This is a genomic window from Corynebacterium amycolatum, assembly GCF_016889425.1.
Taxonomy (GTDB): Bacteria; Actinomycetota; Actinomycetes; order Mycobacteriales; family Mycobacteriaceae; genus Corynebacterium; species Corynebacterium amycolatum.
In genome coordinates, this window is record NZ_CP069513.1 from 1,260,343 (window position 1) to 1,283,621 (window position 23,279).

Consider the following 23,279-nt stretch of genomic DNA (forward strand, 5'->3'; position numbering starts at 1 on the left):
GACGATGACCAATGAAACGATCGCGCCGGCCGTCGCATCTACCGCCGTGGGAGAAGCCCGCACCGGGGCCCGAGTCGCCCCCGAAAGGCTGTCGGAGTCCATCGCCGACGCCATCGGCGTGCACCTGGATTCGGCGGACGTGAAACTCCGCGACCACATCCCGAACTCCCTGACTTTCCTCCAGATGCTGCTGGCGCTGGAGGACGAGTACGGGGTCACCATCGATTACGGGGCGATGGACCCCGGGGTCACGGTCGCTGATTTGGCGGCCGTCATCGACGCCGCCCGGGGTGGCGCTGATGCCGGATCTGCCGCAGGCGCCGCTGCCGGGGCCGACCCCGCTGTAGCGACGGGTGAGTCGGATGACGGCTGTGCCGGCAAAAATGGGGCCGGTCCCGCGGATGCGGTCCCGCTCAATCCAATCCAGACCGCCTACCTGCTCGGCGCGGACGAGGACATCGAGCTTGGCGGCCAAGCGACGTACATTTACGCGGAATCCCGGCACGACTATTCGTTGCCGCAGGTGGAGGAGGCCGTGCGGACGGTCTTCGGGCGTCACGACGTGCTGTTCCATCGGCTCGATGTCGATGCCGGGGTCTTGAGCCCGACCGGCGCGTGCCTCGCCACCGTCGAGGTAGTCGGGTCCGGCGACGATGTCGACGCGGCGGTGGGGGAGATCCGTCGGGACATGCGAACCGCGGCGCGATCGTCGAACGAGGACGGTCCCATGGTCGCCGCGAGGCTGCTCGCAGATGCGGGCGGGTGCAGGATGTTCATCTACTTCAACATGATCGTCATGGATGCGGGTTCGGTGTACCTGTTCTTCGACGAGCTCGAATCCCTGCTGGCCGGGGAGCCGCCGGCTCCGGCTTCCAGATATGGGGATGCCCTGGCGGCAATCTCTGCGCGCCGGCGCGACGGGAAACGAGCCGAGGACCTCGCCTATTGGGAGAAGAAGGCCGCAGATCTGCCGCGGCGCCCGGAGTTCCCGGCGGCCGTGAGGGGTGACGACGATTGGTCGACCCGGCGCTTGGGCACGGTGCTCGACGCGGAGATCACCGCCAAGCTCGGCGAACGGGCCCGCCGCATTGGAGTTACCCTGTCGTCGCTGGTAATGGCCGTCAACGCCGCCGTCGTCTGCAGGTGGCTGCCCGAATCGGCGTTGACGGTCAACGTGACTGTCAGCGAACGCAGCGGCCTCGCCGCGGGCACGAGGGTGATGGGAGATTTCACTTCATCGATGCTCGTCGGCGTCGACGCCGGGAGAGCCGCGACCATCGACGGGTTGGCGGAGGCGATCGACCTGGACATTCGCGAAGGGCTGTCCCACCGCGGCGTTTCCGGTGTGGAGGTGCTACAGCGATTCCTCCGGGACGCGGCCAATCAGACCCAGGCCACTGCTCCGGTGGTGTTCACCAGCTACCTCGGCGGCGAGCGGGGCAGCGGGCGCAGCCCAGTCATCGAACGCATCTACACGCAAACCGCGCAGGTGTGCCTCGACATCCAAGTGATGCCGGCATCGGGCGGGATGACGTTGTCGTGGGACGTGGTCGACGATTACTTCCCCGCGGTAGATGCGATGTTCGGGGCCGTTGCGGAGGCCCTGGACGTGGTGGCGGAGGGGGGAGAGGCTCTGCCCATCCGTCATGCGGAGACGGAGGGGGCCGTCGCCCGCTACAACGACGCTGCGGGCCCGATCCACGATGACACCCTGGTTTCGCTTGTCGAAGCCGCATACGCGGCGACTCCGGACGCGCCGGCCGTGCGCCTCGCCGCCCGGGGCATCTCGTACACCTACGCCGAGGTCTGGGCCCGGGCCGGACGCATCGCCCGCCATCTCTCAGATTCCGGCGTCGGGGCGGGGGACGCGGTGATCGTGCGCTACACCAAGCATCCCGACGACATCGTCAACATGGTCGGCGCATTGCGTGCGGGAGCCGCATTCGTGCCCGTCGACGCGGGCATGCCGGCCCAGCGACAGGAATACGTCGTGGAAGCCTCAGGTGCGTCGGGCCCGATTCTGGACACCGGCGTGATCGATGAACTGGACCAAAGCGGAGTGGCGGGCGTCGGCAAGCCCGCAGCCGCGGAAGTCTGCGACCGCGCGGGCAGCGCGGGTGCGCACCCTTCGCTTGGCACTGCCCCTGACGACCTTGCCTACGTCATCTTCACCTCGGGGACGACGGGCCGGCCAAAGGGTGTGCGGATCAGTCACCGCAACTGCATCAACACCATCCTCGACGTGAACCGGCGGTATGGGGTCACCTCCGCCGATTGCATCATCGGATTGTCGTCGCTGGGATTCGACCTGTCGGTCTACGACGTGTTCGGGGCGTTTGCGGCAGGCGCGACGGTGACGATGGTCGGAGACGAGCGCGACGCCGATGAAATCCTCGACGTCTTGCGGGAAGAGCGGGTCACGCTGTGGAACTCCGCGCCCGCCCTTTTGGAGCTCGCCCTGGTCCGGGCGTCGGACGACGACGTGTTCCCGGATGTGCGCACCGTATTGCTTAGCGGCGATCGCATCGCAGCGGGGCTTCCGGCGCGCGCCATGGACATGTTCCCGAACGCGTCGATCAATAGCCTCGGCGGTGCGACCGAAGGAAGCATTTGGTCCATCTACTGCCCGCTGCAACGCGACAGCCTGGAAAACCGCATTCCCTACGGGTACCCGCTGGCGAACCAGGGCATTCACGTGCTCGCGCCCGACGGGGTGCATTGCCCCGTCGGCGTGCCGGGGGAAATCCACATCAGCGGTCTCGGCGTCGCGCAGGGGTATGCGGCCGATCCAGAGCGGACCGCTGCCGCCTTCGTGGATGTCCCAGGCATCGGGCGCTGCTACCGGACCGGAGACGTGGGCATCTTCAACGCGGAGGGTTTCGTGGAATTTCTCGGCCGCCGCGATCGTCAGGTGAAAATCGCGGGCTTCCGCGTCGAACTCGGAGAAATCGAATCGGTCCTCGAGCGGTCCGGCCTGGTGACCGCGTCGATGGCGGCGGTCGTCGAATCGGGCGGTCGGGGACTCCTGGCGTGCCTTTACGTTCCGGCGGACGACATGACCGGCTCGCGGGATGTCGTCCGGGCCGAGCTCGCCCGCTGCTTGCCAGCGTACATGGTACCGACGGTCCTGCTGCCCGTGGCGCACCTGCCCGTCACCGTCAACGGGAAACTGGATCAGGAGGAAATTCGTAGGCACGTCGGCGCCGCGGGCGGCGGGGCAACGGCCGATGGCGAGGTCGCCGGGGCGGAGGCCGGAGCCGCGGGCGCGGATGGTTCCGTCGCCGTCCCCGGGGCGATCGAGTTGGTGTCCGGAGTCTTCGACGAGATCCTCGGGGAAGCCCCGTCGACGAGTGCGGCGGATCCGGCGTGCGGCGCGGGAGAGTCCTTCTTCCGCCGCGGCGGCGATTCCCTGCAATTCCAGGTTATGATGCGCGCGATCCGGCAGAAGACGGGCGTCCGGCTCCGTTTCCGCGACGTCATCGCCGACCCGACCATCGCGCACATCGCCGGCCTTGTCTCGGAGGCCATGCGGGAGTCCGGTGCCGAGTCTGAAGCCGTCGCCGAGGCAGTGTCTTCCCTCGATTGTGCCGGCGGTGCCGGTTCAGTCGCAGGAGGCGTCCGAGAATCCTCCGCGAGTGCCCACGGGAAGGATCCGGTGGAACAATTCGGGGACGACCCCCACGCGCCGTTCCCCCTGACCGACATGCAGAAGGCCTACTACGTCGGCCGGAACTCCGGGTTCGAGCTGGGCGGCGTCACCGAGCACTACTACATCGAATCCGTCACCGAACCCGGTACCGACATCGACCGCCTGGAGGACGCCCTCGACAACCTCATCCGCAGGCATCCGATGCTGCGCGTCGTGTTCACCGCACAAGCCACGCAGCGGATCCTGCCGGAGGTTCCGCGCTACCGCATTGCCGTCGCCGACTACCGGGCCGCCGATGAGGCGACCGTGGTCGAGGCGGTGCGGCGCAAGCGCGATGAGTTGAGCCACCAGGTATTCGATTTGGGCAGCTGGCCCTTGTTCCATCTGTCGGCGTTCGCGCTCCCGGACGGGCGGCACCGCCTGTTCTTCAGCGTGGACATGATCATCGGAGACGGGGCGAGCCAACGGATTTTCATCGACGACCTGGACAAGCTGTACCGGGGAACGGAGCTTCCGCCCGTCACCGGCGACTACCGCACGTACGTCTTGGAGATGAAGCGCCGGGAGGCTTCGGCGGTCGGGCGTGGCGATGAGACGTTGACTCGGACAGTGGTCGAGGACTTCCCGCCCGGCAACACCCTTCCATCAATCGGTGCGGCCGTGGACGTGGATGTGCCGCGGATGCGTCGCCTGTCGCACACGTTCACCGCTGAGGAAACCGCACTGTTGCGGGAACGGGCCAGCGCCGCCGACGGCAGCGTGTCCGCACTGCTTCTCGCCTGCTATGCGACGAGCCTGTCGCTGTGGTCGAGGGGGGATTCGGTCGGCATCAACATCACCACGTACAACCGTGATCCCGAAATCGCCGACTTCGCCGGCGTCTTCGGTGATTTCACCGGCGTCATTCTGATGCCGGTGAAAGCGGCCGCCGACTATGACCTCCGTTGGTGGACGGCGGAACTGCGCGACCGGCTGCTCGGGCACATGGCGGCCGGGTACTCCGGGGTGTCGTTGCTCGGCGCCATCGCGCGCCACCGGGGTCTGCCCGTCGGACAGGCCATCGCGCCGTTCGTGTACACCTCGTTGCTGTTCGGCGAGGGTTCCGCGGCAGGCGATGGCTCGGGCAGGGGCGCCCACGTCCTGGGTGACGTCGATTACGCCATCTCCCAGACCCCGCAGGTGCTGTTGGACAACCAAGTGATGGAAGTTGGCGGGCGTATCAACGTCGCCTGGGATTTCGTCGAGCAGATCCTGGAACCGGAACTGGTGGAGGACATCTTCGACCACTACATCAGGTCGGTGTCGGGCTTCGCCGGGGGCTGCCCCGAAGCGGCGCCGCTGAGCGTCGGCCAGGTTCGGCGCCTGCGTCTGGCGGTCGGGGGCACTTCTTCCAGCGGTGGGGCGATCGGCGACGGCGTCGCGGGCGCGTCATCGGCGGAGCGCGACAGGTCGGGCGCGATCTCGAGGATCGCATCCGGGGACCTGATGGGCCGAGTTCGCGAATACCTGACGGTCATCACCGGGATGGTCCGGGCCGACCTAGGCGGCGCCGAAGCCGGCGCGGACGACGACCTGTTCCTCCTCGGCTACGACTCCCTGGGATTCGTGAATCTGATGCAGCGGATCCAGGACATCACCGGGGCATCGGTGCCGCTCGCGGAAGCGCTGGCCAAGCCGACGCCACGTGGCGTGGCCGAGCTCGTCGGCCAGTCGACGGCCACGCCGACCGACCGGCGGGACGCGGATGATCCCGGCGCGTCGGCCGCGGACCGTTCGCTGGTCCTATTGCGCAGCGGCGATGAGGCGCACCCGATCTTCCTCGTCCACGGCGGATTCGGCACCGTCGACATCTACCGAGACCTGGCCCTCGCGATCCCCGGTGGCGGGCAGGTGTGGGGCGTCGGCTTCGCGGAGTTCGAGAGACCATTCCCCCACGCCATCGGCATCGGCGACATCGCGGCCCACTACTCGGGCCGGGTCCGCGAGGTGCTCGTCGACGGTGCCGCCCCGGCGATCGTCGGATGGAGCCTCGGCGGCACCATCGCGGCCGAGATGGTGCTCCGTTTGGCCGATCTTGATCCCGCGCTGGTGTTTCTCGACAGCCTGGCTCCGGGGATCGCGGTCGACGTCGGGGATTTCGGCGCGGAATCCGAAAAGGGGCTGCTGTCCCGGGTGGTGCCCTCGATCGCCGATCTCCCGCACGGAACGCCGGTTGCCCGCCTCTGGGCGGAGTTCGGCGGGGTCGATGAGACCGACGAGGAACGGGGGGCCCGTCTGCGTGCCCTGGCCGCAGCAGTCGCACCGACGCTCCTGGAGGACCTTGGGCTTTCCGGCGACCGGGTGACGGCGACGGAGTTCAACTCGCTGCGCTCGCTCATCGATGCCCGCACCCGGTACCGGCCCGAGGGTCGGGTGAGGGAGGCGCTGTTCGTTCTCCCCGATGACGGCGAGGCTCACAACCACGACCAGTGGCGGGACCACCTCGTCGATGACCTCTGCGTCGCCAGCGTCGCGGGAAACCACTATTCGTTCGTCCTCGGAGAGGATGCCGCGCTGACCGGGGCCCTCATCGGGGAGTACATCGAACGCCGGCGCCGAGCGCCGGAAACGGACGACAGGGCAGCGGACCCGTCGTCCGAAGGAATCGACCGGTCGCGGGACCGGGGAAACGAGATGGAAAATGACTGACCGACGAAACGGCGGGGAAGCACGGGACCGCGACGCGGGCGAACCCGTGAAAGTGCTGGTGGCCGGAGGTACCGGCGTCACCGGACGGCTCGTCCGGGGGATGCTCGGCGTCGTCGACGGGATTGAGCTGGCCTACACTTCCCGGCAGAAGCCAGACGATGGCCCGGGGCGGCACTTCCCGCTGAGGATCGCCGCCGGCCACAACGAGATCTGCAGGGTCTTCCGCAAACACGATTGGGTGGTCAACTGCACCGGCCCGTTCGAGGTGCACGCAGACTCACTCGCCCGTGCTTGCATCGACTCAGGCACCGGGTACATCGACGTCAACGATTCGATCGACGCCCGCCGCGCGATCATGGCCCTCGACGGGGATGCCCGGCGGGAGGGGGTTCCCGTGCTCACCGGGTTCGGTCTGTGCCCGGGCTTGTCGACGGCCCTGTTGGTGCTCGGGGCCCGCGCCGCGGGCGCCGAAGAGGTCCGCGATGTGCGGGTCGATCTGCGAATCGGCGCCGACCAGGAATCCGGGGCCGCGGCGGTCGAGTCAATGTTCCGGACTATCCGCGGCGGATACCGCACGATGCTCGGCGGCACCATCGTCGAGGTGCGGCGCAACCCGGTGTCGTCGCAAAGCGGAATCAGCTACGAATGCCCGGACATCGACGTCGTACGCGAGGTGTGCCCCTCGATCCGTGGATATTCCTACCACGTCGCCTTCGATGCCCTCCCCGATGAGTCGGTGGAGAAAATCCGCACGTCGAGACTGTACTCGATGCCCGTTGTCTCCGGTCTGCTCGCCCGTCTCGGGGCGGCCGTGACATCGCGGAAGGCGCGGGCGAAGGGCACTCCGCAACCCGCCGAGCTGGTCGTCGCACTGTCGTCCGCCGGCGCGGGCGATGCGGGCCCGGCGGCCGAGACGACCGTCGTCCGGGCGACCGGCCCGGGTTCCTACAAAATGACCGCGGCGATTGCTGCCGCCACCGTTGTGGCGGTCGCGGGGAAGCCGGTCGCGCCGGGGTGCCGGGATCTCGTCGGCCACCCCCGGCTCCTCGAACCGGTCCTCGCCTTCGCCCGCGATGCGGGCATCCATATCGAGGTGCCGCATGACAACCCGACCACGGGGCCGCTGCCGACAGCGGCCCACTGCGATACCAAAGAAAAGGGGAAACGATGACGGATCAAGCTGAACGAGGTGCGGCGATCGTCGTACGCGACCTCACGAAGAGCTACCCGATTGCGGGCAAAGCGGGCACCCCGCCCGAAGGCGGGCGCAAGGGAAAGCGCGGTGCCCGGATGCGCAAGCATGTGCTCGACGGCGTGAGTTTCACCGTGCCCGCCGGGGCGATCGTGTCGTTCCTCGGTCACAACGGCGCAGGCAAGACCACCCTCATCCGAATCCTGTCGACGCTCATCACCGCCGACTCCGGCGAGGTGAGCATCTTCTCGCGCGATGTGAAAGAGAACCCGGCGGGCGTGCGCGCTGACATTGCCACCACCGGCCAATTCGCGGCGATCGACGAGAACCTCACCGGCCGGGAGAACCTGGAGTTCTTCGGGCGGCTGCGCGGACTCGACCGCGCCGCCGCGGCCGCCCGCGCGACGGAACTGCTCGCGCAATTCTCGCTCGCAGACAGTGCCTCGACGCTGGCGTCGGCCTATTCGGGTGGCATGCGGCGCCGCCTCGACATCGCCGCGTCGCTGTGCGTCGTGCCCAGGCTGCTGTTCCTCGACGAACCCACGACGGGGCTGGATCCGGTCAGCCGCGAAGAGCTGTGGGGCTTCATCCGGCAGCTGCGAGACGACGGAATGACCCTGGTGCTGACCACCCAGTACCTGGAAGAGGCGGAGGCGCTGGCCGACCACGTCCATCTGCTCAAGGATCGCCGCATCGTCGCCAGCGGAACGCCGGAGGAATTGCGCCGCGACTTCGGGTCGCACGTGCTCCGCGTGTCCTTTGCCACCACCGCCGAGGCGGAGGCGTTCGCCCGCTGCCTCGGAGGAACGTGCCTGGACGGCGCCCGCGTCGCGGGGAAGTCGGTGTCCCTCGACGTCGACCCCGGACCGCGGGTCCTCGAGGCGGTGGCGCAGGCGATGGAGGCCTCGGAAGCGTTGCCGGATTCGCTGAGCGTGTCGCCGCCCACCCTCAACGAGGTATTCATATCGATGAACGCAGGGGGTGCGGCGCGATGAGTGCGACGTCGGTCGCGGCGTTTCTCCGTCGGGATCTGCTACTGTTGCGACGCAACACCGCGTCGCTGATTTCCATGTTCGTAGTTCCGCCCCTCTTTCTGCTGTGCCTGTACGCGGTGTTTGGGTACTCGGCGGGGCAATCCGGCTTCGGGTACCTGCGTTTCGTGCTCGGCGGCTGCCTGTTCCAGGCGGCGATGTTCACCGCCGCGGCGTCGGCGATGGCGGTGGGACAGGACGTCGAATCCGGGCTCGTTGACCGCGTGCGCGTGTTGCCCGGGGCCACAGGCGGCTATGTCGCCGGCAGGCTCGTCACCGATGTGCTGCGGATGTCCGCGTCGATCGCGGCGCTGCTGGTCGTCGCGTGGGCCTGCGGCCTCGACATGGCTGTCGGTGACGTCGCGTGGACTGTCCTGTGGTCGCTGTTCGCCGCGGCGGTCCTGTCCCTGGTCACGGACGGGGTGATCCTGATGGTGCCCGCCCCGGTGTCGACGGCCTCATCGATCCAGGCGCTGGAAATGCTGCTGCTCATGTTCTCCACTGCGTTCATTCCGGCGACCGCTTTGGACGGCTCCCTGCGCGACGTCGTACGTCACATGCCGTTTTCGCCGATCATCGAGGTGATCAGGGCGGCGTCCCCGGATGCCTTCCCGGATAGTGCCGGGGAAGAGGCAGCCCTGTGGCTCGGTGTCGCGGCGGTCGCCGGAATCGTCCTGTTCATCCGCCGGTTCACCTCGAGGAGCGAATCATGATCGGCCCCATCTTCGTGCATCTGCGGCGCATTGCCCACATTTGGCTGCGGCGCCCCGACTTCTGGTTCATGACGTTCATTGCTCCGCTCGTGTACCTGTTCATCGTCAACCGCATGTTCGGTGGCCTGGTCAGGCAGCTCACCGGAGAGTTCGAACTCCCGAACGCGGTCATCCTGGTCGTGACGACGTGGGCGTTCATCTTGGCCATCACGGGATCGTCCACTGTGTTCGTTGAACGCAGCAATGGCCTCCACGAGCGGTTGATCACCATGCCGGCGCCGTACGCGGCCGTGCCGGCCGCACGGATCATCGCCGAGTTCATCCGGATCATGGCGATGTCGGTCGTCGTCGTGGCGGTGGCCGCCTTGCTTTCCGACAGCCCCCCTGAGGCGTCCTGGTGGTGGAGGATCGCGGTGACCGGCGCGATGGTTGCCGCGGCGGCCGCATGCACCGGCACGTACATCGCGTTCTCCATCACCAGCCCCCAGGGCTCCGTGGCCCTCATCCCGTTAATCATCGTTGCGATGTTCGTCAACACGGTGCTCATGCCCGCCGACCACTTCCGTCCTCTCCTGCGCGGAATCGCCGGGCACACCCCCGTATCCGCGGCCGGCGAGGCCGTCAACGGCAACGGGGCTGCGGGTCTGGTGGTCTGCGCGGCCTGGTTCTTAGGCATCGCCGTGCTTGCGGCGTGGGGCATCGCCGTGAAAACGAGGCCGGGGGAGTCTGCATGACGGGCACGTCCACGGGGGCATCGCCGCCGACGATGGCCCGCGAACCCGAGCACCTAACCCGAAACCGCCGCGTGGACGCGGCCCACACACCCCGGAGACAGAACCAGATGAAGTCGATTGCCCAGATCGTCCAGAACAACCGCAGACTCCTCGCGGCCTACGAGGACAAGGTCCAGCCGAGGTTCCTCAGCCGCTATGCGCGTGAACCGATGGACGCCGCCGCCGTGTATCGGAAGCTCCGTGCGCTGGATCCCGGGCCGGATGCACCGGCCCGGGTTCTCGACCTCGGTTGCGGAACCGGGTGGCTCGCCCGCATGCTCGCCGCCGAGCCTCGCTATCGCAGGGCGAACATCGTCGGCTACGACCTGTCGCCCAATGCGATTCGCATCGCCCGCGAACGCGCCGCCGTCGAAGGGCTCGGGGCCCGGACGGAATTCCACGTCGCCGACGTCCTTGCGCCGCTCGCGGGAGAGCCCGGCAGGACCGATGAAATCTGGGTGTGCGGCGCGCTCCACCAAATGAAGGATGCGGGTGCCGCGCTCGGCAGGGTCGCCGGGCTGCTCGCCGACGGCGGCATCGCTTACGTGCAGACGTTCGCCGAGGATCCCGACGTGAACGAGCGGGTCGACATGGCCGTCATGGCGAAGATGGGCCACCGGGTGTTCCGGGGCAGCGAGCTCGAGGACCTCGCCGAAGCCAACGGGCTGAAGCTGGGCGGAGCCTCACACGCCGGCATGGTGTACTTCTGCACTCTCACGAAGAAAAGCGCGATCGGGGAGGCGGGCAAGTGAGCGCCGTGGACGGGACCGTAGGCCCGTGGTCGCTGCTCGCCCCGATCCGGACTCGGATGCGTGCGGTGGTCGCGTTATCCGTCCTGTCGTCGGTGGCTACCGTTGCTTCGCTGGTCGGCATCATCGACATCGCGATGACGTACCCGGAGGCCCCGGAGCATCGGACGTGGTTGGCCGTGGCTGTCATCGTCGTCGCCGCAACGGTGCGCATGGCCGCGGACGGCGCCGCCGGCATGCTCTCGCACCGGGCGGATAACGACCTGCAGCTCCACCTCCGGCGCCGGCTGGTCGCCCAAATCCGGAAGTTGCCGCTGGGCTGGCTGGACGCCCGGCGCTCGTCGGGAATCATCGGGTCGGTTGAGAAGGACGTCGCGGCTGTCCACCAGCTCATGGGCCACACCGTCGGTGAGACCGTGGTGGCGGTGCTGGTTCCCCTGCTTTCCCTCATCGCGCTCGTCGCGGTGGATTGGCGGATTGCGGCGGTGGCGGTCGTCCCGGTGCTGGTCACCTTCGCCCTGATGGGCGTAATGATGTCGCGTGGCGCCGGCCTTCAGCGCGACTACGAGCGAGCCTCCGAAGGAGTGACGGCCGCGGTCATCGAGTTGGTGCGCGGCATCCCGGTGATGAAGTCCTTCGGACGCGCCAACCAGGGCTCGGGCCGCTACGATGCCGCGGCGTCGTCGTTCGTCCGCGCGTGGTCCGCCTGGTCTCGGCAGTCGAACGTCTATCTTGGGCTCATCGACGTGGTGACGTCTCCGATCACGGTCCTCGCAGTGGTGTGCGGCGCCGGCCTCGCTCTGAGGGACGCCGCGGGCGGCACACCGGAGGGCCTCGTCGCCGGGCTGGTTCTCGGCCTTGGATTCTCCGCGGCGATCGTGCGGGTGGCCATGAACTCCGAACCCATCATCGCGGGGATCGCGGCCCTGAAATCCATCGCGGAGGTGCTGGGCACGCCGCCGATCGCCGAGCCCGCCGATCCGGTGCCCGTGCGCGGGGGCGCGCTCGAGGTCCGGAACCTGGTCTTCTCCTACGGGGATGGGCCGCGGGTCCTCGATGGGATGTCCGCGACGTTCGAACCGGGGACCCTCACGGCGTTGGTGGGGTCCTCCGGTTCCGGAAAGTCCACCGTCGCCCGGTTGTTGGCGCGTTTCCACGACCCCGTCGAAGGCTCGGTGCTGCTGGGCGGCGTCGATCTCCGCGACATCGCCGTGCGCGACGTGCACCGCTCGGTGTCGGTGGTGTTCCAAGATCCGCAGTTGCTCACGCTGCCGTTGCGGGAGAACATCCGGCTGGCCAAGAGAGACGCCACCGACGGCGACATCATGGCGGCCGCGAAGCTCGCGAACCTCGATGCGATCATCGAGGCGCTGCCGAAGCGCCTGGATTCGGTGGTCAACGTCGACGTGACCTTTTCCGGTGGCGAGGCGCAGCGCGTGGCCATCGCGAGGTCGATCGTCACGGACGCGCCGGTGCTCATCTTCGACGAGGCAACCGCTTACGCGGATCCGGCTTCCGAGGCCCTCATCCAGTCCGCAATCGAGCGTTTGGCCCGTTCGCGGACGGTGATTGTGATCGCGCACAGGTTGAGCACGATCCGCAACGCCGACCGCATCCTCGTTCTCGATGGGGGAGCGGTCGCGGAGGCGGGTACCCACGACGAGTTGCTTGCGCGCGGTGGCCGCTACCGGGATTTGTGGCGCGCGTTCGCGCTCGACGACGAACCATCCGCCCCGCGGGGCATTGAATCAGACGATGAAAAGGCGGGGAACCGATGATTCGGGACTTGTGGTCGATGACGGATCGGCGCTCGAGAATGACGCTGGCGTGGCTCATTGCGTTGGCCGCGCTTGCCGCGCTGGCCCAGGGAGCGGCGTTCGTCGCGCTGCTGCCGCTGCTGTCGGCTCTGGCCGAGGGAGATGATGCGACGGCGTGGCGTTTCACCGGCGTCATCGCCGGCCTCGCGGCCGCCCATGCGGTGCTGTCTCTCGCCGCGGGGACGGTCGGCAGGGCGAATTCCGCAGCGGTGCTGTCGTCCCTGCTGCGTTCCCTGGGCGAACGCGTGCTGACGTTGCCACTCGGGTACGTCACCAAGTCCACGGCCGGCCGCTTTTCGGAGATGGCGTCGTCGGGTATCGCGTTTGCGGCGTCCGTGCCGCACGTGATCCTGCGGCCCGTCATCGCCGCGGTGGTTGCGCCGACCGTCATCGCCTTCGGAATTCTGGCGGTGGATTGGCGCGTCGGTTTGGTTCTCGTCGCGTCGGCGCCGGTGATCTTCTTCGCCTACCGGGCCATTGGCCGGGTCGGCGGGGAGTCGGACGAAGCGCATGCTGACGCCGTCGCTGCCGTCTCCGGCAGGCTGATCGAGTTCACCCGCTGCCAGCAGGCGATTCGCGCCGCGAGCGACGGTTCGGCGGCGGACGCGATGGTGGATGAGGCGATCCGGGCCCAACACGATGCGTTCGCGAAGGCGACGTCGACGCAGGGGGCGGCCATCGGACGGTTGAGTTCGGTCGTCCATGCGGTGTTCACGGCGGCGGTAATCGTCGCCGTGGCAGTCGCCGCGACGGGCGGGATGGCGCCGGCGCATTTGGCGCCAATGCTCATCGTGGTCGTCCAGTTCACCGGACCGATCACCACGGCGGGAGCGTTGTCCGGCGGTTTCGGTGCGGGCCGCAACACGTTGGCTGCGTTGCGTGATCTGCGGGCAATCCCCGCCCTTCCCGAACCTGCCGCACCGGAGCCGCCCGACGGGCATGACGTGGAGTTCCGCGGCGTGAGCTTCGGGTACGGGGATAAGAAGGTTCTCGACGGCGTCAGCTTCCGTGCACCTCAGGGAGCGCTGGTTGCCGTAGTGGGACCGTCGGGGGCGGGCAAGACGACGGTCATGCGGCTGCTGTCGCGTTTTCATGATCCGGACTCGGGGGAGATCCTCATCGGCGGGGTGCCCTTGCCTCGAATCGGCACCGACGGCGTGAACTCGCTGGTGACCCCGGTGTTCCAGGAGACGTTCCTTTTCGACGCGTCCGTGCGGGACAACGTGGTCTTCGCCGACCCCGAATTCGGTTCCGGGCCCGGTGACGGGGACCGCTTGCGCGAGGCCGCCCGGCGTTCCGGGGTGGACCGCATCGTGGAGCTGCTGCCTTCCGGGTGGGATACCCCGGTGGGGGAGGAGGGGACGCTGCTGTCGGGAGGCGAGCGGCAGCGCCTCGCCATCGCCCGGGCGCTTCTGAAGGATTCCCCGGTGGTGCTTCTCGACGAGCCGACGTCCTCGCTGGATGCGGCCACTGAGCGGGCGATCGTCGGCACGATGGAGGCGTTGCGCGGCGATCACACCGTGATCGTCGTCGCCCATCGCCTGCACACCGTCCGCGATGCCGACCTCATCGTCGTGCTTTCAGAGGACGGGACGGTCGCAGAACGGGGTACGCACGATGAATTGCTGGCGAAGGGCGGTCGCTACGCCGAGTCGTGGGCGTGCCGGACGGGGAGCTCCCCGGGCGCCTGATCCTCATCACCTGGTCGATGCCCTCACGGGCGCCCTGCCGCAGCTTCCCGAATCCCACCGCCAGACGCTCGGTGGACAGAGCGAAACCGCCGACGAAAACGCCGAGCAGCACGAACACCGACGAGCTGTAAAGACTGAAGCTCCCGGGAACGCGAAAATAGCCCCCTTTTCTCATCCCAGTGAAAGTTGGGAGGGAAGGGGGGCTCGTTGCTGCCATTTGCCTCTATCTGCTACCGCCCGTGCACCTGGTTCTGAGCAATTTCCAGCCCGTGGCTGGCGATTAGCTCCACTGCCTCCGCCGCGGTGGGCAGGGTGAAAGCGAGTTCCTCGCGCTCCTTGGCATTGAAGTTGTGCAGCACATAATCAGCTGGATCCTGGCGGCCCGGAGGACGACCAATGCCAATGCGCACGCGCATGTAGTCCTTCGTGCCCAATGACTTCGAGGTCGAACGCAGCCCATTGTGGCCATTCTCGCCACCGCCACGTTTGAGGCGGACCACGCCCGGGTCCAGATCTAGCTCATCGTGGACCACCACGACGTCGGTAGGTGCGATGCTGAAGAACTTCGCCAGCGCCGCGACCGGCCCGCCCGACAGATTCATGTACGTCCGGGGTTTAGCCAGAATCACCTGTCGCTCGCCACCATCGGAGGTTTTAAACCGAGTCTGCACAATCTCAGCGTTGGACTTCTTGTGCACGCTAAACGACGACGGCATCGGAGAAGTGCGGCTAGCTAGTTCATCTAGCACCAGATGTCCGACGTTATGGCGGGTGAGTTCATATTTGGGCCCAGGGTTGCCGAGGCCCACGACAAGTAGAGGCGTGGTGGAGGCGTTCATGAGTTCAATCTTGGCACACGGTAAGCAATCTTTTGGTTTTGGGGAGTGCAAAAAAGGGACGGACAAGAGCGTCCGTCCCTTTTTTGTTAGCTAAGCGTGAAAGCCTGTATTGGCTCAGTCAGCTAGAGCTATTCAGCGCTTAAATTACTCAGCGGATTCCTCAGCTGGCTCATCCGGGGTCTCAGCCTCGCCCATGCCCTCGATGTCGGCATCGACGTCACCAGCCGGCTCCTCCTCCGGCTCGACGATGTTGAAGATGAGCAGGTCAGCGTCGTCGGTGAGGACCAGGCCCTCTGGCAGGGTAACGTCGCCGGCGTGAACCATGGTGCCGACCTCTGCACCCTCGACGGAGACCTCAATCTCTTCCGGAATAGCCAGAACCGGTGCGTTGACCAGAATGGTCTCGGCATCCTGCATGAGCAGGGCACCCGGAGCGAGCTCGCCAGTCGGAACGACCGGAACCTCAACCTCAACCTTCTCGTCACGGTGAATGGCGAGCAGGTCAGCGTGGTCGATGTCGAGAGTCAGCGGGTTCTGGTCAACAGCCTTAACCATGGACAGCTGGGACTCGCCCTCGATGTTGACGTCCAGAACAGCGTTGACACCGTGGTTACGGATGACAGCGTGGAAATCCAGAGTGTCAACGAGGATGTGCTTCGGAGCATCCAGGTCAGCGCCGTAGATGACAACCGGGATGTCGCCAGCAACGCGGGCACGGCGAGCGGCACCCTTGCCGAACTCGGTGCGGTTACGAGCATCAATCTTGATGATGTTGGGCTTTGCCATGAAAATGGACTCCTAAACGATTCGATACTGAGTCGTCGAGTCGAGCACGTGCCGCATCCATGCCTCTGTGGGGCGCAAAAGTTGGGCTGCGAGCGTCGCGTCGATAACGGCAACCAGCTACTGTGGTCGCCCTCGCCGAGACTTACCGGAAAAATTGTAGTGGACTAACAGGTCAAACAGCAAACCCCGCCACCACCAGCAAAACTAGGTTGCTGGTCGCAGCGGGGTGCCCGTCGGCAAGCGGAAAGAGCTTATGCCTGGCCCTCGAAGAGAGTGGTGACGGAACCGTTTTCGAAGATCTCGTGGATCGTCTTAGCCAGCAGCGGCGCAATTGGCAGGACGGTCAGGTTGTCCCAGCCCTCGGTGGACTGCGGCAGAGTATCGGTGGTGATGACCTCGCGGGCACCGCACTTCGACAGGCGCTCGCGAGCTGGGTCAGAGAAGACACCGTGCGTGGTAGCGATGATGACATCCTCAGCGCCAGCCTCACGCAACACCTTGACAGCGCCGGCGATGGTGCCGCCGGTGTCAATCATGTCGTCGATGAGTAGACAGGTCTTACCGGAGACCTCGCCGACCACACGGTTGGCGACAACCTGGTTCGCGACATCGACGGAACGGGTCTTGTGAATGAAAGCCAGCGGGGCATCGCCCAGGGTGTTGGCCCACTTCTCGGAAACCTTCACACGACCGGCGTCAGGGGAGACCACGACGAGGTTGTCCAGGGAGTAGTTCTTCTTGATGTACTCCGACAGAATCGGCATGGCGTGCATGTGATCGACCGGGCCGTCGAAGAAGCCCTGAATCTGGTCGGTGTGGAGGTCCACGGAGACGATGCGGTCAGCGCCGGCGGTCTTGAGCAGGTCAGCGACCAGGCGAGCGGAAATCGGCTCACGGCCACGGTGCTTCTTGTCCTGGCGGGCGTATGGGAAGAACGGCAGGATAGCGGTGATGCGCTTGGCCGAACCGCGCTTGAGCGCGTCAATCATAATCAGCTGCTCGATGAGCCACTTATTCAGCGGTGCCGGGTGTGCCTGTAGCACGAAGGCATCGGAACCGCGGACGGATTCCTCGTAGCGCACGAAGATTTCGCCGTTGGCAAAATCACGAGCGGTCATCGGGGTCAGCTCTGTGCCGAGCTCCTTGGCAACTGCCTCGCCCAATTCCGGGTGTGCCCTTCCGGAGAAGAGCATGAGGTTCTTTTGGTTATCGATCCACTGGCCGGTCATCTGCCGTCTAGCCTTCCTGGTCTTCCTTGTTGTTGTCAGCGTTGTCAGCTACCTGCGCCGCCTGCGCTGCCTCAGCAGCAGCGGTACCTGGACGCTTCCGCTCGACCCATCCCTCGATGTTGCGCTGACGGCCACCACTGACCGCCAATGCTCCCGGAGGAACGTCGTCCTTAATAACAGTACCTGCACCTGAGTACGCACCATCACCCACGGTCACCGGAGCGATGAACATGGTGTCGGAGCCGGTGCGAACATGCGAGCCGATAACGGTGCGGTGCTTGTTGACACCGTCGTAGTTCACGAACACGCTGGAGGCGCCAATGTTGGAGTGCTCGCCAATCTCCGCATCGCCGACGTAGGTCAGGTGCGGAACCTTCGAACCGTTTCCGATCTGCGCGTTCTTCGCCTCTACGAAGCCACCGAGCTTCGCGCCGACACCGAGTTTGGTGTTCGGGCGAATGTAGGTGAACGGTCCGACCGTCGCATCCTCGCCGATCTCCGAATCGGAACCGTGCGTACGCACGACGCTGGCGCGCTTGCCGACGACCATGTTGGTCAGTGTCGTGTCCGGTCCCACGGTGGCCCCGTCGCCAATCACAGTCTTGCCGTGCAGCTGGGTGCCCGGCAGAATCGTGACATCGCGTCCGATCTCCACCTCAACATCAATCCACGTGGTGTCCGGATCGACGAGAGTGGCACCTGCGCGCATAGCTTCCTCGCAGGTGCGGCGGTTGAGCTCGCGGCCAAGGGTAGCCAGCTGTACGCGGTCATTGACACCGGCGACGACGGTGGCGTCGGCGAGGCGGTGGCCGCGCACTGAGCGGTCGGCCTCCCGGGCGATGCCAATGACATCGGTGAGGTAGAGCTCGCCCTGGGCATTGTTGGTGTCCAATTGCTTGAGGGCGTTTGCCAGGGTCTCGGCATCGAATGCGTAGACACCGGAGTTGACCTCGGTGATCTCACGTTCCTCGTCGGAGGCGTCCTTTTCCTCCACGATGCGCAGAACTTCGCCGTCGGCGTTACGAACGATGCGGCCGTAACCGTGCGGGTTTTCAGCAGTGGAGGTCAGCACGGTCACGGCAGCGCGTGGCTTGCGGTTGTGTTCTTCGAGCAGCGCCTGGAGCGCTTCGGAATCCAGCAGCGGAACATCGGAAGTGGTTACCAAGATGGTGCCATCGAAATTCTGCAGCTCAGGGTGTTCCAGTGCGCACTGAACAGCGTGGCCGGTACCGTTTTGCTCTTCCTGCGGGGCAATGACGACGTCGTTGGAGTGCTCGGCCTTCTCTGTCCAGGTGCCGATGGCGTCGATTACCTTTTCGCGCTGGTGGCCAACGACAACAGCAATCTCATCCGGACTAATGCCCTTGGCGGCATAGAGCGCGTGCTCCAACATGGTGCGACCGCCGATAGCGTGCAGCATTTTCGGCGTATCGGATTTCATTCGGGTGCCTTGACCCGCGGCGAGAATGACCACAGCGGTGGCCGAACCGTTTGACATGAAACTTGCTACTCCTCGGTCAGGGTGCATCACGGTCACGGCGGGGCGAAAAGTCACTTCTTAATTAAGGGGCCGGCCCCCCGCTTGCTCTCCCACCAGGACTCGAACCTAGAATGCCGGTACCAAAAACCGGAGTGTTGCCATTACACCATGGGAGAATGGGGCGAACGCGAAAAAATTGCATGGCTGAGTCGACTCAGCCGGCTCGCTTGCGCCTGCGATATACGATAGCAAGACTTTAGCCACTAATCTAAAAGCATGGCCTCTAATTCTCCGAGACGACGTATGACCGGTCCACAGCGCAAAGCTCAGCTGACAGAAGTCAGCCGTGGAATCTTTGCCGCCAAGGGGCTTGATGCCGCCTCAATGGAGGAGATCGCTGCCGCAGCCGGGGTGTCAAAGCCGGTTGTCTACGAGCATTTTGGTACCAAAGAGCGGCTCTACCAGGCAGTCGTCGACCAGGAGATGAAGACCCTGGAGGCCACGATTAGGGAAGCGTTGTCCCTGGGGCGCTCGCGTTACCGCATCGAACAGGCGGTGTTGGCATTGCTGACTTATGTCGAGGAAAACCCGGAGGGATTCTCCATTATTTCTCGCGACCCCGGTGTGGCGGGTGGCTATGAGACGCTGCTGAATAATGCCACTGAGTCGGTTACGCCTATCCTCTCCGAGGCTTTCAAACGCGCTGGTTTCGACCCGGCCATGTCGGTGCTCTACGGAAACTGCATGGTCGGTATGGTTTCGCAGACTGCTCGCTGGTGGATGGAGAAGCGCAGTCCGGATAAAGAGACGGTGGCGGCGCACATCGTGAACCTGTGCTGGAACGGGCTGGCCGGCATGGAGGGGGCCCCGACTCTGCATGGCTCCGCTGATGTACCAGCGGCCGCTGAGGGCGCGAAGTTCGGAGCAGGTGCTGCGGCAGACCCGATGCAGGTGGCGGAGAACGGCTAACCAGCGCGCAGGGTGAATCCGGGGTGCATGGTTATATTGGGGCTATGCCAACTTCTGCGTCTTCCTCGGCGAAAGCCACACCCAGCATTCTGCCGAACCCGCTGTCGGGGCTGGAAAGCCTCGTTGTCACGGATCCTCAATTTGTCGGCGTGCTCGGGCGCGTCGGCGAAGACGGGCTGGCGCTCACGGGTGCGGACGCGGTGCGTTCGCACCTTATTTACGCCATGTCCACGAAGGTGCCGGTGCTGGTCGTCACGGCTACTGGCCGTGAGGCGGAGGACCTGACTGCCGAGGTCAAGTCGATGATCGGCGACCGTGTAGCTATGTTCCCCTCGTGGGAGACGCTCCCGCATGAGAAGCTTTCGCCGGCTGTGGATACTGTGGCGCAGCGTCGTAAGGCGCTTTACGACGTTCGCCGGGGCAAAGTCGACGTTCTGATTGCAGCGGTGCGCTCGTTGGTGCAGCCGATTGTGGACGACCTCGAGGCTGAAGCCAGCGCGCCCATCCACATCCAGCTGGACCAGGACTGCGAGAACCTGGTTGAGTGGCTGGTGCATCACGGCTATTCGCATGTGGACATGGTCGGCAGGCGTGGTCAGTTTGCCGTGCGTGGCGGCATCGTCGATGTCTTCCCGGCGACCGAAGAGCTGCCGGTTCGTATCGAGCTCTGGGGTGACGAGGTTACCGACCTGCGCGCCTTTTCCGTCGCTGACCAGCGCACGATCTCTGAGATAGAGGTCGACCAGCTGGATATCTTCCCGTGTCGTGCACTGCTTATCGACGACGACGTGAAGGGCGCCGCGGAGAAACTCGCCACTACGCGTTCTGGACAGGTCCAAGAAATGCTCACCCGCATCGGTGATGGCCAGTGGGTGGAGGGCATGGAGTCGCTGATTCCACTGATTAGTCAGCATCCGATGAAGATGCTCACCGAGGTCATGCCGGAGAAAACGCATGTGCTCATGTGCGGGCCGGAGCGCATTCGCTCTCGCGCGCAGGACCTGATTAGTGCGGGCGAGGAGTTTATGGCCGCAGCGTGGGAAACGGCCGCGATGGGTGGCTCGGCGCCAATCGCCACCGATGGTCTGGAGCCCAGCGCTTACCGTAGCTTGGCCTCTATCCCGATGCCCACCTCGTGGCATATTTCCCCGCCCGGCATGTTGGAGGCGGGGGTCACCGAAGATGATGTGCTGCCGCTAACCTTTGAGCCTGGGCCCGCGCCACGCGGTGACTTAAAGGAAATTGGTCACCTGATGAGGCAGCTGCGCGATGCCACGGTCGCGGGGGAACGAGTGGCGTACGTGGCGGCGACGCCCGCGGGCGCGCGTCGGCAAGCGGAAAGGTTTAGGGAAGCCGGAATTGCGACGCGCATGGCGGCGGGCCCGGAGTATCCCGAGTCCGGGAGAATTACCGTCTACCAGGGTGTTTTGCACGGCGGCCTGGTGTTCCCGCGTATTCCCGGTGGCGCGCTGACTCTGATTACTGAGCAGGACATCACGGGTAACCGCATCGCGGAAGGTGCCCTTGGTGGTCGCCGTAAACCGGCGAAGCGCCGTGGTCGCGTGGATCCGCTGGCACTGAAGGCCGGCGACTATGTCGTACACGACACTCATGGCATCGGTCGATTTGTGAAGCTCACTGAGCGCACCATCGGCACGGGCGAGGATCAGGCTCGCCGCGAGTACGTGGTGCTCGAGTACGCACCGAGCAAGCGCGGAGGCCCCTCGGACCAGCTCTACGTGCCGATGGAGAGCCTGGATCTGCTGTCGCGCTATGTCGGCGGCGAAAAGCCCGCGCTGTCGAAGATGGGCGGCTCGGACTGGAAGTCCACCAAGCGCAAGGCCCGTGGCGCTGTCCGCGAGATTGCGGAAGAGCTGGTCAAGCTCTACGCCGAGCGTCAAGCCGCGCCGGGCCACGCGTTCGCGCCGGATACGCCGTGGCAGCAGGAGATGGAGGATAACTTCCCCTTCACCGAGACTGAGGACCAGCTGCAGGCCATCGACGAAATCAAGTCCGACATGGAAAAGCCGGTACCGATGGACCGCGTGCTCATCGGCGATGTCGGCTACGGCAAGACCGAGGTGGCACTGCGTGCTGCTTTCAAAGCGGTTCAAGATGGCCGTCAGGTAGCAGTGTTGGTGCCGACCACGCTGTTGGCACAGCAGCATTTGACTACTTTCACTCAGCGTATGGAGGGCTTCCCAGTCACCATCCGCGGGCTGTCCCGCTTCACCTCACCGAAGGACTCCAAAGAGGTTCTCGAAGGGTTGAAGAATGGGACGGTCGATATTGTTATCGGCACGCATCGTCTCTTGCAGACCGGCGTGCAGTGGAAAGAACTCGGTCTGGTCATCGTTGACGAGGAGCAGCGTTTCGGCGTCGAGCACAAGGAGCACATCAAGGCGCTGCGTCACCACGTCGACGTGCTCACCATGTCCGCAACGCCAATTCCGCGCACGCTCGAAATGTCGATTGCCGGCATCCGCGAGATGAGCCAGATTCTTACCCCGCCGCAGGACCGCCACCCGGTGCTGACATACGTCGGCGCGCAGTCTGACAAGCAGGTCGCCGCTGCTATCAGGCGCGAGCTGCTTCGCGACGGTCAGGTGTTCTACCTGCATAATAAGGTGGAAACCATTGACAAGGTCGCACAGAATATCCGCAATTTGGTGCCCGAGGCCCGTGTGGTAGTGGCCCACGGTCAGATGGGGGAGGAGCAGCTGGAGCGCACGGTCGAGGGCTTCTGGCAGCGCGAGTACGACGTGCTGGTGTGTACCACCATCGTGGAGACCGGCCTGGATATTGCCAACGCGAATACGTTGATTGTGGAAAACGCTCACCATATGGGTCTTTCCCAGCTGCACCAGCTGCGTGGTCGCGTGGGCCGTTCCCGTGAGCGCGCCTATGCCTACTTCCTCTACCCGGAGAATCAGACGCTGACGGAGACTTCCTACGACCGTCTGTCCACGATCGCGCAGAACAATGACTTGGGTGCCGGTATGGCCGTGGCCATGAAGGACCTGGAAATGCGCGGAGCCGGAAATATCCTCGGTGCGGAGCAGTCCGGTCACATTGCCGGCGTCGGCTTCGACATGTACGTCCGACTGGTTGGCGAGGCCGTGGCTGCACTGAAGGCAGTGGCCGATGGTGAAACTCCGGATGCTTCCGATAACGAACCGAAGGAAGTTCGGATTGATTTGCCGGTGGATGCGAATATTCCGGCCGAATATGTGTCGTCGGAACGCCTACGTCTAGAGGCGTACCGCAAATTTGCTGCCGCCAGTGCGCTGGACGATATCGACGTAGTGCTCGAAGAGCTCGTCGACCGTTACGGAACCCCACCCATTGAGGTGGAGAGACTGGCGGTTATTTCACGGCTTCGAATTATTTGCCGGGAATTCGGCGTGCATGAAGTTCAAGCCATGGGGGCGCACATTAGAATAACCCCTATGGAGCTTGCTGACTCCAAGCAGGTGCGTCTCAAGCGCCTGTATCCACAGGCGACCTATCGTGCGGCAACGCGCACGGTTTCCGTCGGAATGCCGAAGGAAGGGCGAGGGTTGCGGGCAAAACCTGTCCGCGATATTGCATTGGTGCAGTGGGTAGCAGACTTCTTGACATCGATGGCGGGAATTCCACGTATGGATATCTCGCACATGGGAAAGGACTAGAA

The 23,279-nt window shown here is 65.2% G+C and carries 14 protein-coding genes and 1 tRNA gene; 10 read left to right on the forward strand and 5 right to left on the reverse strand.

Translation table 11 applies throughout. The features are described from left to right. Positions 1 to 4: 4 nt before the first annotated feature. The 8 genes from I6J19_RS05590 (at position 5) to I6J19_RS05625 (ending at position 14,303) form a co-directional block, all read left to right on the forward strand. Positions 5 to 6,337, forward strand: a complete 6,333-nt coding sequence (locus I6J19_RS05590; RefSeq protein ID WP_038629124.1) for a non-ribosomal peptide synthetase — start codon at positions 5 to 7, stop codon at positions 6,335 to 6,337. After that, positions 6,330 to 7,508 carry a saccharopine dehydrogenase family protein gene (locus I6J19_RS05595; RefSeq protein WP_038626236.1) on the forward strand — a complete coding sequence of 393 codons (1,179 nt, stop codon included), beginning with the start codon at positions 6,330 to 6,332 and terminating at the stop codon, positions 7,506 to 7,508. The genes I6J19_RS05590 and I6J19_RS05595 overlap by 8 nt, the downstream gene beginning before the upstream one ends. Further along, a complete protein-coding gene (locus tag I6J19_RS05600) occupies positions 7,505 to 8,524 on the forward strand; it encodes an ABC transporter ATP-binding protein (RefSeq protein ID WP_038626234.1) in 1,020 nt (339 codons plus the stop codon). The genes I6J19_RS05595 and I6J19_RS05600 overlap by 4 nt, the downstream gene beginning before the upstream one ends. Further along, positions 8,521 to 9,273, forward strand: a complete 753-nt coding sequence (locus I6J19_RS05605; RefSeq protein ID WP_038626232.1) for an ABC transporter permease — start codon at positions 8,521 to 8,523, stop codon at positions 9,271 to 9,273. Before I6J19_RS05600 ends, I6J19_RS05605 begins: the two co-directional genes overlap by 4 nt. After that, entirely contained in the window at positions 9,270 to 10,007 is a 738-nt protein-coding gene (locus I6J19_RS05610) for an ABC transporter permease (RefSeq protein ID WP_038626230.1), read from the forward strand. Before I6J19_RS05605 ends, I6J19_RS05610 begins: the two co-directional genes overlap by 4 nt. Positions 10,008 to 10,114: 107 nt before the next feature. Next, complete coding sequence (locus I6J19_RS05615) at positions 10,115 to 10,798, forward strand: SAM-dependent methyltransferase (protein ID WP_038629122.1); 684 nt, start codon at positions 10,115 to 10,117, stop codon at positions 10,796 to 10,798. Beyond that, the gene (locus I6J19_RS05620; protein WP_038626228.1) at positions 10,795 to 12,573 is read left to right on the forward strand and encodes an ABC transporter ATP-binding protein; all 1,779 of its coding nucleotides are present in this window, start codon (positions 10,795 to 10,797) and stop codon (positions 12,571 to 12,573) included. Before I6J19_RS05615 ends, I6J19_RS05620 begins: the two co-directional genes overlap by 4 nt. Then, positions 12,570 to 14,303, forward strand: a complete 1,734-nt coding sequence (locus I6J19_RS05625) for an ABC transporter ATP-binding protein (protein ID WP_038626225.1) — start codon at positions 12,570 to 12,572, stop codon at positions 14,301 to 14,303. Before I6J19_RS05620 ends, I6J19_RS05625 begins: the two co-directional genes overlap by 4 nt. A gap of 230 nt (positions 14,304 to 14,533) precedes the next feature. Here I6J19_RS05625 and pth read toward each other — a convergent pair whose 3' ends face one another. The 5 genes from pth to I6J19_RS05650 form a co-directional block, all read right to left on the reverse strand. After that, positions 14,534 to 15,142 (reverse strand): aminoacyl-tRNA hydrolase, encoded by a 609-nt coding sequence (gene pth / locus I6J19_RS05630; RefSeq protein ID WP_038626223.1) that lies wholly within the window; start codon positions 15,140 to 15,142, stop codon positions 14,534 to 14,536. A 144-nt stretch (positions 15,143 to 15,286) separates the two neighbouring features. After that, positions 15,287 to 15,928, reverse strand: coding sequence for a 50S ribosomal protein L25/general stress protein Ctc (locus I6J19_RS05635; RefSeq protein ID WP_038626221.1), 642 nt, complete (start codon positions 15,926 to 15,928; stop codon positions 15,287 to 15,289). Positions 15,929 to 16,179: 251 nt separating this feature from the next. Beyond that, positions 16,180 to 17,157: a ribose-phosphate diphosphokinase gene (locus I6J19_RS05640; protein WP_016423206.1), complete on the reverse strand. Its 978-nt coding sequence runs from the start codon at positions 17,155 to 17,157 to the stop codon at positions 16,180 to 16,182. A gap of 7 nt (positions 17,158 to 17,164) precedes the next feature. Next, the gene (gene glmU / locus I6J19_RS05645; protein WP_038626219.1) at positions 17,165 to 18,655 is read right to left on the reverse strand and encodes a bifunctional UDP-N-acetylglucosamine diphosphorylase/glucosamine-1-phosphate N-acetyltransferase GlmU; all 1,491 of its coding nucleotides are present in this window, start codon (positions 18,653 to 18,655) and stop codon (positions 17,165 to 17,167) included. 87 nt (positions 18,656 to 18,742) lie between these two features. Next, positions 18,743 to 18,813: transfer RNA gene (locus I6J19_RS05650), tRNA-Gln, on the reverse strand. Positions 18,814 to 18,913: 100 nt separating this feature from the next. On the opposite strand from I6J19_RS05650, the gene I6J19_RS05655 reads away from it, so the two are divergent. Continuing rightward, on the forward strand, positions 18,914 to 19,606 hold the full coding sequence (locus tag I6J19_RS05655) for a TetR/AcrR family transcriptional regulator (protein ID WP_141737464.1): 693 nt from the start codon (positions 18,914 to 18,916) through the stop codon (positions 19,604 to 19,606). 44 nt (positions 19,607 to 19,650) lie between these two features. Beyond that, positions 19,651 to 23,277, forward strand: a complete 3,627-nt coding sequence (mfd, locus tag I6J19_RS05660; protein ID WP_038626215.1) for a transcription-repair coupling factor — start codon at positions 19,651 to 19,653, stop codon at positions 23,275 to 23,277. Positions 23,278 to 23,279: the final 2 nt, after the last annotated feature.

Coding starts and splice junctions, on each gene's coding strand:
- I6J19_RS05590 (WP_038629124.1), top strand. CDS start 5: ATGACCAATGAAACGATCGCGCCGGCCGTCGCATCTACCGCCGTGGGA.
- I6J19_RS05595 (WP_038626236.1), top strand. CDS start 6,330: ATGACTGACCGACGAAACGGCGGGGAAGCACGGGACCGCGACGCGGGC.
- I6J19_RS05600 (WP_038626234.1), top strand. CDS start 7,505: ATGACGGATCAAGCTGAACGAGGTGCGGCGATCGTCGTACGCGACCTC.
- I6J19_RS05605 (WP_038626232.1), top strand. CDS start 8,521: ATGAGTGCGACGTCGGTCGCGGCGTTTCTCCGTCGGGATCTGCTACTG.
- I6J19_RS05610 (WP_038626230.1), top strand. CDS start 9,270: ATGATCGGCCCCATCTTCGTGCATCTGCGGCGCATTGCCCACATTTGG.
- I6J19_RS05615 (WP_038629122.1), top strand. CDS start 10,115: ATGAAGTCGATTGCCCAGATCGTCCAGAACAACCGCAGACTCCTCGCG.
- I6J19_RS05625 (WP_038626225.1), top strand. CDS start 12,570: ATGATTCGGGACTTGTGGTCGATGACGGATCGGCGCTCGAGAATGACG.
- pth (WP_038626223.1), bottom strand. CDS start 15,142: ATGAACGCCTCCACCACGCCTCTACTTGTCGTGGGCCTCGGCAACCCT.
- I6J19_RS05635 (WP_038626221.1), bottom strand. CDS start 15,928: ATGGCAAAGCCCAACATCATCAAGATTGATGCTCGTAACCGCACCGAG.
- I6J19_RS05640 (WP_016423206.1), bottom strand. CDS start 17,157: ATGACCGGCCAGTGGATCGATAACCAAAAGAACCTCATGCTCTTCTCC.
- glmU (WP_038626219.1), bottom strand. CDS start 18,655: ATGTCAAACGGTTCGGCCACCGCTGTGGTCATTCTCGCCGCGGGTCAA.
- I6J19_RS05655 (WP_141737464.1), top strand. CDS start 18,914: ATGGCCTCTAATTCTCCGAGACGACGTATGACCGGTCCACAGCGCAAA.
- mfd (WP_038626215.1), top strand. CDS start 19,651: ATGCCAACTTCTGCGTCTTCCTCGGCGAAAGCCACACCCAGCATTCTG.